This window comes from Paracoccus sp. (in: a-proteobacteria) (assembly GCF_030536915.1).
GTDB lineage: Bacteria > Pseudomonadota > Alphaproteobacteria > Rhodobacterales > Rhodobacteraceae > Paracoccus.
Map to the genome: position 1 here is coordinate 1 of NZ_JAUNPC010000066.1, position 15,353 is coordinate 15,353.

Genomic DNA, 15,353 nt, shown 5'->3' on the forward strand with positions numbered 1-15,353 from the left:
CGGGCCTTCGTGCAGGCGAGCCGGTCCCGCTGACAACGGGGCAACATGTGCTTGCATGGCGGGGGATGCAGCCCATGGCTCGGGCGGTCGGGCGCCGATCCGCACCGTGCCGATGGGCCAAGCTTCGACGTCAGCAGATGATGAAGGCCCCCTGCGGCCGCCCGCACTGCGATGACCGCCGGGAAGAACGTCCAGCCGGCGCTGACTGTCAGCGGGCGGGTCCGGGTTCTGATGCGAAGGCCTCGGGACCAGGCACGCAAGCCGCGCATCGGGGCCTCGTCCACCAGCGACTTGCCCGGCGCGACCCGAGGCATGGCTATCCTTGCCCGCGTCGGCATATTGGCACAATGTCACACCCCTGCCCGTTCAAGGCATCCGGCCACCAGCAGTTCGGAGAAGGCATCCAATGACCCGGGTTTCCCCACTGAGACTGGCGGCCGCACTGGCCGTGGCGGGGGCTGCCGGTCTGCCGGCCGGCCCGGCGCGGGCCGATGACCCGCCGGAACTCGAATGGACCTTCGAGCTGACCTATGACGGGGACCGCCGCCGCAACCTTCAGGCGGGCGGGGACGATCACCTCTCGAAGCTGGTTCCGCAACTGACGGTCGAGGTCGAGCAGGAGCTTGCCGACGACATCACCGGCCATCTTGAACTCGAACTCGGCCATGACCGCATCCTCGACCGGGGCGCGCAGCGGGATGACGGGCATGAGACCGTGCTCGACCTCAAGCAGATCTTTGTCGAGTTCGAAAATTTCCGGCCGGGGCTGACGCTGCTGGTCGGGCGGCAGGATTTCAAGGACGACCGCAAGTGGTATTTCGACGAGGAACTGGACGGCATCCGCCTGATCCATGAGCGGGGGGCGCTGTCCTTGGACGCCTCGGTCACGCGCGAGCTTCTGTTCCGCAAGAACCTGCTGGAAAGCCGGCCCGACGATGAAGACGCGATCAACAACTACTTCCTGAAGGCCGGATACGAAGTCGCCGAGGACCACGACCTGTCGGCCTATGCGCTGATCCGCGACGGCATGAGCGGGGTGGACGAGGAACTGATCTTCTACGGCCTGTCGGCGCAGGGGCAGCTTGCGGACAGCCTGACCTACTGGGGCGAGTTCGCGCATCTGCGGGGCCGGGACGGCGACAACCGGCTGAACGGCTGGGGCGTCGACCTGGGCGCGACCTGGCGCTTTCAGGCCGCATGGCAGCCTAGCCTGACGATCGCCTATGCCATGGGCACGGGCGACGACGGCGGGGGGCGTGACAGCCGCTTCCGGCAGTCGGGGCTGGAAGGGAACGAGGCGCGCTTCAACGGGGTCGAGGATTTCCTTTACTACGGCGAGGCGCTGAACCCGGAACTCAGCAACATCCGGGTGCTGACCGCGGGCATCGGCATTCGCCCGACCGAAAACAGCTCGATCGACCTCGTGGCCCACAGCTACCGGCAGGATGTGGCCGAGGACGGCCGCCTGCCCGGCGCCGCCATGCGCGCCGAGGCCAATGGCAACAGCCGCGACATCGGCACCGGCATCGACCTTATCTTCGGCTATCGCGAGATCGAGGACGTGGCCCTCGGCCTGCGCCTGGGCTGGTTCAGGCCGGGCGACGCCTTTGACGGCGACCGGACGATGTTCAGCATCAAGGCCGGGCTGGACTTCGATTTCTGACCCGGCGTCCGGCGCAAATCCGCCGTTGCCCGGGCGCAGGCCGCGCCGGGATGTTCATTGCAAGACCGCTCCGTTACAAATGGAGCCTTTCGCGTCGCAGACCCGTTGTAGCGGAGAAATGTTACAGCCGCATGACGATCCGGGAATATTGTCGCTGACGGCGCGTAAGACGATGGAAGGGCCTGCAGGCCGCCGCATCCCGCGGCGCCTTTAGGCCGCTTGGGTCAGGAAAGCGTCAAAGCAATGCCGAAGACTGGATCACCGGAAGAACCCCGCCCGCGGATCGTGCTGTATTCGCACGACACCCTCGGCTTCGGGCATCTGCGCCGCAACATCATGCTGGCGAGCCGGCTGCGCGAGCTTCCGTCAAGGCCCGACATCCTGCTGCTGGCCGGGATGCGCGAGGCGGGGTCCTTCAACCTGCCCGCGGGCATCGATCTGATCACGCTGCCGGCCTATGCCAAGCAGTCGGATGGCAGATATGCGCCCCGGCATCTGGGGCTCGACCTCAAGGCGCTGGCGACGATCCGGGAAAACACCATCATGGCGGCGGTCCTGTCCTTCCGCCCCGACCTGTTCATCGTGGACAACGTGCCGCGCGGGGCCCAGAACGAACTGGACACCACCCTGAGGATGCTGCGCGAGACCGGCGGCACCCGCGTGGTCCTTGGCCTGCGGGACGTCATCGACCGGCGCGACAAGGTGCGCGGGCAATGGGTCAAGCAGCGCAACTTCACCGCCGTCAGCGAATGGTATGACGAGGTCTGGATCTACGGCGCGCAGGATTTCTACGACCTGATCGCCGAATACGACATGGGCCCGATCATCCATGACAAGGCTCGCTTCACCGGCTACCTGCGCCGCGATCATGCGGTCGATCCGGCGGTCTCGGACATGATCCGCAACCAGGTCCTGCACGGGGATTCCACGCCCTACATCATGACCATGGTGGGGGGCGGGCGTGACGGCCTCGCGCTCTGCAAGGCCTTCGCCGAGGCGCGGCTGCCGGAAGGGCGGCGGGGCATCCTCGTCACCGGATCGCAGATGTCGCCGCGGGATGCGCGGATCGTGTCGGACATTGCGCGGGACAACCACCGGCTGACCGTGATCGATTTCCTGTCCGAAACCATCGCCCTGATCGATGGGGCGGAACGGTTCATCGGCATGGGCGGCTACAACACCGTCTGCGAGGTGCTGTCGCTGAACAAGGATGCGCTGATCGTGCCCCGCGCGACGCCGCGGGCGGAACAGCTGATCCGCGCCGAACGGCTGGCGGGCCTCGGGCTGATCGATATGCTGCACCCCGACGAGATCTCGGCCGACCGCCTGACCGTCTGGATGGGCCGCCCGCGCAAGGCTTCCAACTTCCCCAGCCCGATCAACATGGACGGGCTTGAGAACGTGGCCCTCTTCGCCGCGCAGGCCTTTGCCGCCAGACAATCCCACGCCCATTGAGCCGCAGACAGGAGACCGACATGGACCAGAAAACCGACCCGATCCCCGCGACCGGCAGGATCGGTTATGTCTGCAAGCGCTATCCCCGCTTTTCCGAAACCTTCATCGTCAACGAGATCCTTGCCCATGAGGCGGCGGGCCAGCAGTTGGAAATCTTCTCGCTGCGGCCCAGCGACGAGACGCATTTCCAGGACAGCCTGTCGCGCGTCCGCGCGGGCGTCACCCGGATCAAGGACCGTCCCAGGCCTTCGGGGCAGTTCTGGCAGGCGATGCAGGCGGCCTTCGCCCGCTATCCGCAGGGGGTGGCGCGGCTTCTGGCCGAACCCGACAGTTCCTTCGACGATGTCTTCCAGGCGCTGCAACTGGCCGTCCATGTCCATGACCGCGGCATCACCCTGCTGCACGCCCATTTCGCGACTGTCGCCACCACCGTGGCGCGGCTTGCGGCGATGGTCGCGGGCATCCCCTACAGCTTCACGGCGCACGCCAAGGACATCTATTTCGAGTATGAGGAAACACAGGACCTGCCGCGCAAGATGGCGGATGCGGCGCAGGTCATCACCGTGTCGGACTTCAACCAGGCGCATCTGGCGCGGACCTTCGGGCTTGATCCCTCGCGGCTGACCCGGCTGTATAACGGCCTCGATCTTGACCGCTTCGCTTGGCAGCCGCCCAAGGACGATGCCGCCGGCATCCTGGCCGTCGGCCGGCTGGTCGAAAAGAAGGGCTTCCATATCCTCATCGAGGCCATGCTGATCCTGAAGGAACGCGGCGTGACCGCCCGCTGCGACATCATCGGCGCGGGCGAGGACGAGATGCGGCTGCAGAACCAGATCGCCTCCTGCGGGCTGAAGGATACTGTCCGGCTGGTCGGCCCGATGCCCCAGCGCGACATCATCGGGCGGATGCGGAACGCCGCCGTCTTCGCCTGCCCCTGCGTCGTCAGCCGCGACGGCAACCGCGACGGGCTGCCCACGGTGCTGGTCGAGGCGATGGCGCTGGGTCTGCCGGTGGTCTCGACCGACGTGGTCGGCATCCCCGAACTGGTCCGCGACAACGAGACCGGGTTTTGCGTGGAAGGCGGCGACCCGTTGGCGCTGGCGGATGCGATGGAACGGCTGCTGGGCGACGCCGCCCTGCGCCAGCGGCTGTCCCGCGACGCCCGCGCGCTGATCGAGGCCGAGTTCGAGATCAACCGCAACGCCGCCCGCCAGCGCGAGATCTTCGCCAGCGCCCTTGCCGCCGGAGTGGCATGATGCGGATCGCCTATGTCTGCACCGATCCGGGCATCCCGGTCTTCGGATCAAAGGGCGCCTCGATCCATGTGCAGGAAATGCTGCGCGCCTTCCTGAAGCTCGGGGCCGGGGTGACGCTGTTCTCGCCCAGCATGGACGACCCGATCCTTGCGGACCTGACAGGGGTGAGACGCCATCCGCTGACGCCTGAAAAGCCCGCGGGCAAAGCCGATGCCGAGGCGCGGGCGCGGCAGCAGCTCGGACTGAACCGGACGGTGGCCGAGGCGCTGGAGGCCGAAGGCCCCTTCGATCTGGTCTACGAACGCCACGCCCTGTTCGCCCATGCGGCGATGGAGTGGGCAAGGGAGAAGGGCCTGCCCTCGATCCTTGAAGTCAACGCGCCCCTGATCGCGGAACAGAAGCAGCACCGCTCGCTCGCCTGCGAAGCCGAGGCGGTGGAGGCGACCGGACGCGCGATGCAGGCCGCTGCCCATGTCATTGCCGTCAGCCCGGCGGTTGCGGATTACTGCGCCAGCTTCGGGGCAAAGGCGCGGGTGGTGCCGAACGGGGTCAACCCTGACCGCTTCGCCTCTCCTGCCCGCCACGATGGCCCCTTCACCGTGGGGTTCCTCGGCACGCTCAAGCCGTGGCATGACGTGGATACGCTGATCGAGGCCTTCGGCCTGCTGGCGCCCGATCTGCCCGATGCCCGCCTGCTGGTCGTCGGCGAAGGCCCCGAACGCGAACGGCTGGAAGCCCGGCTTGCCGCCATGGGACTTGCCGACAAGGCGCGGTTCACCGGCGCGGTCCCCGCCGACCGGGTGGCGGCGGAACTGGCGCAAATGTCGGTGGGCATCGCCTGCTACCGGCAGGACCAGCCCTTCTATTTCTCGCCCCTGAAGCTTTACGAATACATGGCGGCGGGCTTGCCGGTCGTCGTCTCGCGCACCGGCGGGCTTGAGGATCTGACCGCCGCCGGGTGCTTCGGCCCGGATGTGCCGCCGGAAGACCCCCCTGCCCTTGCCGCCGCGCTGGCGGGGCTTGCCGCCGATCCCGCCCGCCGCGCGGCGATGGGGGCGGCGGCGCGGGACCATGTGCTGCGGCATCATAGCTGGGACGGAATCGCCCGCGACCTGCTGGCGCGCGCCGGGGTCGGGACATGACCACCAGACCCGGAAGCCGGAAAAGCGGCATCGTCGAGGCGATGCCCGGCCTGCGCCGGGTGATGGCCCGGATGCAGCCTTACCTGAAACCGCACCGGGGGCTGGTGGCCGGGGGCAGCGCCGCGCTGATCGCCTCGGTCCTGACCAAGCTGGCCGAGCCTTGGCCGCTGAAATTCGTCATCGACAACGTGGTCGATGTCGGCCCCGGCACGGCCCGCACCACCGGGTTTCCCGCACTGGGCGGCCTCACCACGCAGGAACTGCTGCTGGCCTGCGCCATCGGCCTTGTCGTCATCATCGGCTTCCGCGCGCTTTTCGAATACACGGCGACGATCTGCTTCGCCAAGGCGGGCAGCCGGGTGCTGACGCGGGTGCGCGACGACCTGTTCCGGCACCTGCAGCAGTTGCCGCTGTCCTTCCATTCCCGCAGCCGCACGGGCGATCTGACCATGCGGCTGATTTCCGACGTGGGGATGCTCAAGGAAACGGCGGTCACGGCGGCGCTGCCGCTGGCCGTCAACACGCTGATCCTGTTCGGCATGGTCGGGGTCATGCTGTGGATGAACTGGCAGCTTGCGCTGATCGCGCTGGCGCCCCTGCCGCTGCTGTGGGTGCTGTCGCTCAGCTACGGCAAGCGCATCCAGACCGTCAGCCGCAAGCAGCGCAGGATCGAGGGCACGATGGCCGCGACCGCCGCCGAAAGCCTTGCCGGCATCCGCACGATCAAGGCGCTGGGGGTCGAGGACCAGGTCGCCCGCGGCTTCATCGGGAACAACCTCAAAAGCCTGAAGGGTGGGGTCAAGTCGCAGCGGCTGTCGGCGGGACTGGAACGTTCCGTCGATCTGCTGGTCGCGGTGGCGACGGCGCTGATCATCTTCTTCGGGGCGCGGATGGTGCTGGCGGGAAGGCTGTCGGCAGGCGACCTGCTGGTCTTCATTACCTACCTCAAGAACACTTTTCGCCCTGTACGCGACTACGCAAAATATTCCGCGCGGCTGGCCAAGGCCACGGCGGCGGGCGAGCGGGTGGTGGCGCTTCTGGACCTGCCCGCGACCATGGACCGCGAAGGCGCGCGCGAGGCCGATTTCCAGCGCGGCGCGATCAGCTTCCGCGACGTGCATTTCAGCTATGATTCCGACCGCCCGCAACTGCGCGGCGTCAGTGTGGACATCCCCGCGGGCCAGACCGTCGCCATCACCGGACCGTCGGGCGCGGGCAAGTCCACCTTCGTCAGCCTGCTGATGCGGCTTCACGACCCGCAATCGGGCCGGATCGAGATCGACGGCACCGACATCCGCGACTTCACCCTGAAAAGCCTGCGCAGCCGCATCAGCTTCGTCCCGCAGGAGGCGCTGCTGTTTTCCCAGACCCTGCGCGAGAACCTGACGCTGGGTGCCGGACGCGAGATCGACGATGCCGAGATGCAGCAGGTCGCGGCGCGGGCGCGGGCGCATGACTTCATCGCCGCGCTGCCCGAGGGCTACGACACCCCGCTCGCCGAACGCGGCGGCTCGCTGTCGGCGGGCCAGCGCCAGCGCATCGCCATCGCCCGCGCGGGCCTGCGCCGCGCGCCGATCTTCGTGCTGGACGAGCCGACCGTGGGCCTCGACGCAGAGAACGAGCAGGCGGTGATCGAGGCGATCATGGACATGGCCCGCGGCCGCACCACGCTGATCATCACCCACGACCTGACCCTTGCCGCGCGCTGCGACCGCATCCTGTGCCTCGAAGGCGGCGACCTGGTCGAGGACGGCCGCCCGGCCGAGCTTCTGGGTCAAGGCGGGCTGTTCGCCCGCCTGACCGCGCAGGCCGCCCCGGCGAGACGGAGGAACTGATGCGCGCCAACGACGACCTGATCGCCCGCGAACGCAGCCTGCCGGGGTTGGCCCTGATGCTGGACACGCAGCGGCTGGCGCAGGCGCTCGGCTGCGGCCCCTTGCGGCTGGACTACCTGCGCCTGAAAAGCGGGACGAGCTGCGTCGCGGCCTATCGCATCGGCGGCAACTGGCTGGTCGCCAAGGCAGTCACGATGGACCGGGTGGAGGAGCTTCGCCCCGGCCCCGATCGGGACGGCCTGCCGCATCGCGTGCTGCCAGAACTTGCCCTGCAGGTCATGCCCGCCGCGGCGGACAAGCGGATGCGCGGGCTTTCCGAGGCGCTGGACCCCGAGAAACTGCCCATGTTCCTCGCCGGTCTGCAGGCGGCGGGGATCGACGCGGACGGGCTTGTTCCGCTGAAGCTGAAGCCGCAGCGGCGGCTGGTGGCCCGGCTGGACCGTAGGGGAAAGCCCGTGGCCTTTCTCAAGATCCATGCGCGAGAGCGTTTTGCAGATGCCCTGATCGCCGCCGCCCTGTCTCAGCTTGAAACCGGCCCGCGCCTGCTTCATGCCGATGCGAAATCCGGCGTCATCCTGACCGACTGGCTGGACGGCCGCACGCTGCAGGTCGGGCAAGCCGAGGGCGGGCAGTTCACCCGCGCCGGCCGGTTGCTGGCGCAGGTCCATGCCGCCGGTCTTCCCATGCCGACCCGGACCGGGCGCAGGGACGATCTGTTCTCGGTGGAGATGGTCATCGCGGATTGCGCCAACCTGCTGCCGGCGTTGCAGGACCCGCTGCAGGCGATGCACCGGCGCCTGCGCCACGCGCTGCTGTCCCAGCCGGTGACGCCGGGCCTGATCCACGGCGATTTCAGCGCCGACCAGGTGCTGGCCGACCCCGACAAGGCGCATCTGATCGACTGGGACCGCAGCGCCATCGGTGATCGCGGCAGCGACATCGGCTGCTTCCTTGCCCGGCTGGACAAGGACCTGCTGGACGGGACGATCAGCGCCGAGGCCGCTGCCGAGGCCCGCGCCGCCTTTCTCGACGGCTATGCGGCAGAGGCGCCGCTGCCCCCGTCCTTTGGGGCGCAGCGCCTGCGCCATCTCGCGCTGCTTCTGACCGAGGACTTCCGCCACCAGCGCCCCGACTGGGACCAGCGGACCGAAAACCTGCTGACCCGGATCGAGCAGGGCCTGTCAGATCTGCCCGCCCCCCTTCTTCAGACCCCCGACCCGGCCCTGCCGGGTTTGGCCGATGCGCTGCACGCACTCGCCATGGCCCCCCTGCTTCAGCAGGCCGGATACACGCCCGGCGCGCCGCCCCGGCTTTTCCGCCACAAGCCCGGACGCCGCGCCATGATCCGCTATGAGGCCGAGCCGCAGCCGCTTCTGGGCAAGATGCGGCGCAAGGGGCTGGACCGGCGGACCATCCAACTGCACCGTGATCTGCGCGCCGCCGGGTTCGACGGCTCGCCCCCCTTGGACGTCGAGGTGCCCGAGGTCGTGATCGCAAGCCCGGAACTCGGGCTCTGGGCAATGCCCCTGCTTGCCGGAGACATGCTCAATCCCCGGCGTCATGACGAGGGCGCCTTTTTCGCCACCGGCAGCGCCTTGGCCCATCTTCATTCCGCCCCGGTGGAATGCGGCCGACGCTGGGCGATGGCGGATGAGGCGGGCGTCCTGTCCCGCGCCCTGGACGAAGTCGCGGCGGCGCAGCCCGGACACGGCCCGACATTGCAGCGGATCATGGAAAAGGCGCAGCGGATGATCGACGGCTGCCCCCTGTCGGGACCAGTCCTTCTTCACCGCGACTTCTACCCCGATCAGGTGCTGGTTCAGACCGAACGCACCATGCTTCTGGATCTCGATCTGGCGGCTTGGGGAGAGCCTGCGATCGATCTCGGCAACTTCCTCGCGCATCTGCAGGAACTGGGCCTGCGCGTCCATTCCCGGCTTGATGCCCATGGAGTCCATGCCGCGTCCTTCCTTGCCGGTTATGCCGCCATCCGCCCGCTGCCCTCGCCAGCGGCACTGGAGCGGATGCGCGAAATCTCCCTCTGGCGGCATCTGGCGATCTGCCGGCGCTTCGCCGATCGCCGGGGCTATTTCGACAGGCTGCTGGATCATGCCTCGGCCTATCCGCATTAGGACTGACGCCGGAATGGGCAGTGCATTCCGGCCGTCGCGCCCAGGCGATCCCGAAGGACTCGCCCTCGATCACGGTGGCGTTGAAAATGCGCCCATTGCGGGCGGCGGTCATCGCCACCTCGCCATCGGCCAGGAGTTGCGGCGGCTGGGCGCATGCTTCAACCCGTCTGCAGCCCCGGACTTGCCGCCGGCATTACCGGCGGCGATCCAGCCCGCGCAATCCCGCGGATGGATCTGCGGCACGGCACCGATCACGCGGGCTGGCAGACATTATCCGCCCGGATCTGGAAGCCGGCCACCTGGGGGGCTTGTCAGGGATAACAGTCCTTGAGGACTGCGGCTGTTACCTTCTCCAAAGCCCCTGTGCCGCCGTCCGGGCGGATGCCGACGCCTTCCGAAGCCGGGTTGACCGAACAGGACCGCCATCAGGGGCAGCCGGACCCCAGGGCAACATGGCGGCGGTTCAGGTCACGACCGCCCGAAGCCGCAGGACCACCGGCACCCCGCGCCCTTCAGCCCGTCGAGGCTGCGGCCTTCCGTTCCTTTCGTGCCTTGACGGGGTCGATGCCGATGGCGGCCCTTGTGCGTCGCGACACATGGTCGATGGCCACCGTCGCCAGCATCGTCACGATCAGCAGCACCACGGCGCGGTCGATGCGGATTTCCTGGATCGCCTGGTCGACGAAGAAGCCAAGCGTCGGGATGCCCAGAAGGCCGAGGATCGCGGATTCCCGCACGATGATCTCCCACCTGTAAAGGCAAAGCGCCATGAACGAGCCGTAGATCCGCGGCAGCAGCTCATAGGCGTAAAGAACGATGCCGCGGGGGGCGTCGGGGCGCAGGGCTTCGTGGACATGGGCGGACTGGCGGCCCAGCAGATGGGCGATGATCGCCCCGTTGTGCAGCCCCAGCGCGATCACGGCGGGCAGCATCGAGGGGCCGAAGACCTGAAGGGCGATATAGGCCAGCATGTATTCGGGCGTCGAACGCGCGATGACCAGAAAGACATGGCCCAGCGCCGCTCCGAACCGCCCCGAGACCGGGCGGACGATCAGCGGAAAGCCCAGCAGCGCGACGAAGCCCGCCGCCACCAGCGCCAGTTGCGCCACGATCATCGTCGCCGCCAGCCCCGGCAGCGCCTGCCCGGCCAGCAGCGACCAGAGCCAGTCGCCAAGGCGCGCCCATGTCTCGGGATCGCCCGCATCGCCGCTGCGCAGGGGCGCGGGCAGGATGTCCTCGGTCAGGAAACGGCCGAGCGCGCCGGCGGCCATTGGCGGGCTCGGCATGGCGGCCATGACGCCGACCGCGGCCAGAAGATAGAGCGGTGCCAGCAGCGGCCGCATCCACAGCCGCATCGTCCCGATCAGCAGGTAATAGACGATGAGGACGGCGGCGACCGCGCCATACATTCCCTGCCGGAAGAAGGTGTCGAGCGCGAAGCCCAGCGTCGGCAGGCCGATGAAGCCAAGGACCGCGCTGGATCGCAGCCCGCATTCCAGGCGGTAAAGCAGGTAGGTCCGGAACTCGGGCAGCGCCAGCGGCAGGCGGGCGTAGAAATGGACCGAGATCGGGTCTGCGCGGGGCGGCATGGCAGCGGCAGGCCGGGGATCGGCCTCGTCCAGGTATTCGGCAAAGACCTTTGCGAAGATGCCGGCATAGGGGATGGCGATCGCCAGCACCCCCGTCGCGGCGGAAAGGCCCGTGACCTGCATCAGCAGGATCGCCCAGAACAGCTCGTGGATCGCGCGGATCGCGATGCAGAAGTTGCGGACCAGCGGATTCCGGTAAAAGGGCGCCAGGACGAAGCCCGCTGACGCCCCCGCCGCGACCCCGCAGAGGGCGAAGGCGACGGTCAGGACCGCCGCGCGGCCCAGCGCCTCGACCGACGAAAAGTCGGGCGACAGAAGCCCCGCCCCCATCCGCCGCAACTCGGCCCAGGGGTCGTGGCCGCCCAGGCGGAAGTCCGCGAAAGGCAGCAGCAGCAGCGCCAGCGCGACAAAGGCAAGCGCCGTTCCGACCCGCCCGAGGCGCGGCCCCCGGCCGTCAGACGCGGTAAAGGTCATGGATGTCGCCGTCCGACACATCACCCGCCGTGCGGTCGAAGAAGATGCGGCCGTCGCGGATGCCGACAAGCCGGGTGGCGATGCGCCGCGCCAGCGCCACGTCATGCAGCGCCAGCAGCATCGTTCCGAAGCGGCGGCCGAGTTCCTCGACCAGCGCCACGGCCTGCCTTTCGTCCACGGCGGACACCGGCTCGTCCCCGATCAGCACTCGGCCGCCGCGAAAGATCGCGCGGGCCAGGGCCGTCCGCTGCTTCTGCCCGCCCGACAGGCTTTCGACCCTCTTGCGGCCCAAGCCCTCCAGCCCGACGGTCGCCAGTACGGGGGCAACGGCCCGGCGCTCGGCCCGGAAGGGCCAGACCAGGTTGGCAAGGTTGTAGGCCGCGCCATGCGCGTCCAGCCGGCCCATGTAGACGTTGTGAAAAACGGAAAGCTGCGGGACCAGCCCGTGTTCCTGCGGGACCAGCGCGATGTCCGGGAAGGTTCCGGCCAGCCGGGCGTAGGCTGCATTCAGCAGCGTGCTCTTGCCCGTCCCGCTGCGGCCCAGCAGCACCACCCGTTCCCCCGGGCGCAGCGTGAAGTCCACGCCCGAAAGGACCGTTTGACGTCCGTAGGAGAGCGTCTCGCCCCGGAAGGCCAGCATCGGCGGGCCGTCAGTCAAGGATGCCCAAGGCCCGTCCCGTTTCCTCGATCGGGGCATAGTCGTCGTTCGTGGCCTCGATGAACCCTTCGCGCGGGAACGAGGCGAGAAGCGCGGGGTCATCCATGCCGATCAGCGCCTGCTTCACCCTTTCGGTAAATCCCTCGCCGAAGCGTTCGTCGGCATCGCCCCGGATGGTCCAGTTGTAGTCGGGATAGGGCGGGGTCTTCCAGATGACGCGGGTGGTCGCGACCTCGGGCGCGCCTTCGGCCACAGCCGTGTCATAAACGGTGTAGTTCAGCGCGCCGACCTGATAGGCGCCGGTCGAGACGAGCCTCAGCGTCTGCCCGTGGTCGCCCGAAAAGCCGACCTGCGAGAAGAACTCGTCGGGCGCCTTGCCCGTCTCCTCGCGGATGTGGAACTCGGGCATCAACCGCCCCGAGGTCGAGGTCTGGGCGCCGAAGGTGAAGCTCATCCCCTCGGCTGCCAGCGGGAAGTCCCCGGAAGGCTCAAGGCCGGTGCTTTCATGGGCGATGAAATAGGACACGAAGGCCCCGTCCTCGGTCCCCTGCGCCAGCGCCTGCGAGCCGGGGACGGCCAGCCGCGCCTGCACACCCGACAGGCCGCCGAACCAGGCAAGCTGGATCTGGTCGTTGCGGAAGGCCGTGACCGAGGCGGCGTAGCTTTTCACCGGCACATACTGCACCTCGACGCCGAGCTGCTCGGACAGGTAGGCGGCGACATTGCCGAAACGCTCCATCAGGCGCGTCTCGTCGTCGTCGGGAATGGCCGAGAAATAAAGCGTGGGGGTCTGGGCGCTTGCCGCGATGCCGCCGAGCGCAAGGCCGAGGGCTGCGAGCGCGCCGCCGATCAGGCGATGCATGTCGTTTCTCCGTGATGAGGTGGGCCTGCGCCTGAACGGCGCGGACGGCCGGATGCCGCCCGCAGGTTCGACCATCATACGCCACCGCGGGCGTGAGCGCCGACGGCGCATCGAGGGTCTATTCCAGAAGCTCGGGGGAAGGGTAATCGCGGGCGCCGGTGCTGGCAAGGCGATCGCCCGCCGGATGGCGCCGCGTGCGGAGGGCCTTCCGACGCCTTCGCAGCCGGGCCGGGTCCGGCAGCAGGGGCCGGTGACGCATCAGGAAGCGGACGGGGATCTTGCGCGCGGGCCGCGGCGCGGATAGCCAGCAGGCAAGAATGAAAAAACAAAGCAAGAACGCCGTGGCCCGTTCAAGCAGGATCGGCTGGTTCCGCTTCAAGGCGGCGACGGGCACGGTCTACCTGATGCAGCCTGACAATGATCCCACGCTGTTCAAGCTGGGCTTCACCAGCCGGCGCACGCTTGAACGCCGGCGCGAATTGCAGCGGCCGGGCGACGGCAAGCTCAGGATCGTCTGTTCCGTGACCATGCCGCACGCCTATGTGCTGGAACAGCGGCTGTTGCGCCGGATGCGGCGCGGCTGGCGCTTTTTCCGCCGCCGCAGTTCGCCTCGGGGCACCGAATGGTTCCATCTTCGCCGCGGCGAGAAGATTTCCGACATCCAGGCGCTGATGGAACAAGAGGCGCGGCGCGTCCGGCTTGCGGCCGCTGTCCGCTTTTCCTGGCCTCTGCGCGGAAAGATCATGCTTTTCGAGGCCAGCCGCATCCGGGTGGCGCGTATTCTCAGGCCGGCCTTCTGGCGCGCGTGACCGCAGCGCGCGGGTTTGAAGGGGGCACCTTTACCTAGACCATGGAGCGAACGTGACCGGGGAAACGGCCGTCCCTGTCGCCGCCGGGTTCACCGCTGCCAGGTCGAGGCGGCGATCAGCGCGCGGGAATAGGCCTCGCGCGGGTTGCCTGCGCGCAGGGTGGCGGCATCCATGATCTCGACGATGCGGCCCGCCTGCATCACCGCCAGCCGGTCGCACATATGGGCCACCACGGCCAGATCATGGCTGACCATCACGTAGGTCAGGCGATGCTCGGCCCGCAGCTCCTTGAGCAGATTCAGGATCTCGGCCTGCACGCTGACGTCCAGCGCGCTGGTGGGCTCGTCCAGCAGCAGCAGGCGCGGCTCGGCGGCCAGGGCGCGGGCGATGGCGACGCGCTGGCGCTGCCCGCCCGAAAGCTGGTGCGGATAGCGGAAGCGGAAGCCGCGGCCGAGGCCCACGTCCTCCAGCAGCCGGGTGATGCGACGGTCCACGTCGCCAAGGCCCTGCAGGGCCAGCGTCTCGGACAGGACACGATCCACCGAATGGCGCGGGTGCAGGCTGGCATAGGGGTCTTGGAAGACCATCTGCACGGTCTTCTTGAACGCCTGGTCACGGCGCATCCCCGACACCGCCCTGCCGTCCACCGCGATGCGCCCCGACCAGCCGGGGATCAGCCCCGCCACCGCCCGCAGGATCGTCGATTTCCCCGACCCGCTTTCGCCCACGAGGCCGAAGCTTTCCCCCGGCGCCACGGCAAAGCTTGCCCCCTGCACCGCCGTCACTTGGTCATGGGCGGGGCCGAACCAGACGTCGAGGCCCTGCACCTCCAGCATCGGCGTCATCGCAGGCCCCCTGGCTGCGCGTCCAGCATGGATGCGTCCAGCGCCTCGGTCCGCCAGTCCTCCTGCCGTTCCAGCACGGCCAGCCGGTCCACCGGCGCATCCAGCCGGGGCAGGCTGTTCAGCAGCCCGCGGGTATAGGGGTGGCGGGCGGCGTGCAGGTCGCGCGCGGGCAGTTTCTCGACCACGCGGCCGGCATACATGATCAGGACACGGTCGCAGAACTGGGCCACGAGGTTCAGGTCGTGACTGATGAAGATCAGGCCCATGCCACGGTCGCGCACCAGCGCGTCCATGATGTTCAGGACCTCGGCCCGGACGGACACGTCCAGTGCGCTGGTCGGCTCGTCGGCGATCAGGATTTCCGGGTCAGGGGCCAGCATCATGGCGATCATGATGCGCTGGCCCATGCCGCCCGAAACCTCGTGCGGGTAAAGGTCGAAGACCCGCTCGGGGTCGCGGATCTGCACGGCAGCCAGCATCTCCAGCGCCTTGGCGCGGGCGGCAGCGCGCCCGCCGCCGGCGTGCAGGCGGTAAGCCTCCATGATCTGGGGGCCGACGCGCATGACGGGGTTCAGGCTGAACTTGGGGTCCTGCATGACCATGCTGATCCGCCCGCCGCGGATGGCGCGCATC

Annotated in this window: 12 protein-coding genes and 1 pseudogene; 7 read left to right on the top strand and 6 right to left on the bottom strand. The window is 68.5% G+C overall.

Annotated features, from left to right (window positions below):
- Nucleotides 1–406 precede the first annotated feature (406 nt).
- From Q4F04_RS11210 to Q4F04_RS11235, 6 genes are all read left to right on the top strand, one after another.
- Complete coding sequence (locus Q4F04_RS11210; protein ID WP_303369913.1) at nucleotides 407–1,663, top strand: alginate export family protein; 1,257 nt, start codon at nucleotides 407–409, stop codon at nucleotides 1,661–1,663.
- A 243-nt stretch (nucleotides 1,664–1,906) separates the two neighbouring features.
- Nucleotides 1,907–3,118, top strand: coding sequence for a glycosyltransferase family protein (locus Q4F04_RS11215; protein ID WP_303369914.1), 1,212 nt, complete (start codon nucleotides 1,907–1,909; stop codon nucleotides 3,116–3,118).
- Nucleotides 3,119–3,138: 20 nt separating this feature from the next.
- Nucleotides 3,139–4,374 (top strand): glycosyltransferase family 4 protein, encoded by a 1,236-nt coding sequence (locus Q4F04_RS11220; protein WP_303369915.1) that lies wholly within the window; start codon nucleotides 3,139–3,141, stop codon nucleotides 4,372–4,374.
- Entirely contained in the window at nucleotides 4,371–5,516 is a 1,146-nt protein-coding gene (locus tag Q4F04_RS11225) for a glycosyltransferase (RefSeq protein ID WP_303369916.1), read from the top strand. Before Q4F04_RS11220 ends, Q4F04_RS11225 begins: the two co-directional genes overlap by 4 nt.
- Nucleotides 5,513–7,351: an ABC transporter ATP-binding protein gene (locus Q4F04_RS11230; RefSeq protein WP_303369917.1), complete on the top strand. Its 1,839-nt coding sequence runs from the start codon at nucleotides 5,513–5,515 to the stop codon at nucleotides 7,349–7,351. Before Q4F04_RS11225 ends, Q4F04_RS11230 begins: the two co-directional genes overlap by 4 nt.
- A complete protein-coding gene (locus Q4F04_RS11235; protein ID WP_303369918.1) occupies nucleotides 7,351–9,483 on the top strand; it encodes a phosphotransferase in 2,133 nt (710 codons plus the stop codon). The genes Q4F04_RS11230 and Q4F04_RS11235 overlap by 1 nt, the downstream gene beginning before the upstream one ends.
- Nucleotides 9,484–9,523: 40 nt before the next feature.
- Here the strand turns inward: Q4F04_RS11235 and Q4F04_RS11240 are convergent.
- The 4 genes and pseudogenes from Q4F04_RS11240 to Q4F04_RS11255 all read right to left on the bottom strand — a co-directional run.
- Nucleotides 9,524–9,643, bottom strand: a pseudogene (locus Q4F04_RS11240) (ABC transporter substrate-binding protein); the annotation flags it as partial.
- A gap of 352 nt (nucleotides 9,644–9,995) precedes the next feature.
- Nucleotides 9,996–11,546 carry an ABC transporter permease gene (locus Q4F04_RS11245; RefSeq protein ID WP_303369919.1) on the bottom strand — a complete coding sequence of 517 codons (1,551 nt, stop codon included), beginning with the start codon at nucleotides 11,544–11,546 and terminating at the stop codon, nucleotides 9,996–9,998.
- On the bottom strand, nucleotides 11,527–12,204 hold the full coding sequence (locus Q4F04_RS11250) for an ATP-binding cassette domain-containing protein (RefSeq protein ID WP_368660721.1): 678 nt from the start codon (nucleotides 12,202–12,204) through the stop codon (nucleotides 11,527–11,529). The genes Q4F04_RS11245 and Q4F04_RS11250 overlap by 20 nt, the downstream gene beginning before the upstream one ends.
- The gene (locus Q4F04_RS11255; protein WP_303369920.1) at nucleotides 12,197–13,066 is read right to left on the bottom strand and encodes a putative selenate ABC transporter substrate-binding protein; all 870 of its coding nucleotides are present in this window, start codon (nucleotides 13,064–13,066) and stop codon (nucleotides 12,197–12,199) included. Before Q4F04_RS11255 ends, Q4F04_RS11250 begins: the two co-directional genes overlap by 8 nt.
- A gap of 341 nt (nucleotides 13,067–13,407) precedes the next feature.
- Here Q4F04_RS11255 and Q4F04_RS11260 point away from each other — a divergent pair, with 341 nt between their 5' ends.
- Nucleotides 13,408–13,875, top strand: coding sequence for a GIY-YIG nuclease family protein (locus Q4F04_RS11260; protein ID WP_303369921.1), 468 nt, complete (start codon nucleotides 13,408–13,410; stop codon nucleotides 13,873–13,875).
- Between the two features lie 89 nt (nucleotides 13,876–13,964).
- On the opposite strand, the gene Q4F04_RS11265 is transcribed toward Q4F04_RS11260, so the two are convergent.
- Both Q4F04_RS11265 and Q4F04_RS11270 read right to left on the bottom strand, forming a co-directional pair.
- Nucleotides 13,965–14,720 carry an ABC transporter ATP-binding protein gene (locus Q4F04_RS11265; protein WP_303369922.1) on the bottom strand — a complete coding sequence of 252 codons (756 nt, stop codon included), beginning with the start codon at nucleotides 14,718–14,720 and terminating at the stop codon, nucleotides 13,965–13,967.
- On the bottom strand, nucleotides 14,717–15,353 hold a 637-nt coding region (locus tag Q4F04_RS11270; RefSeq protein ID WP_303369923.1), incomplete at its 5' end, for an ABC transporter ATP-binding protein. The genes Q4F04_RS11265 and Q4F04_RS11270, both read right to left, overlap by 4 nt.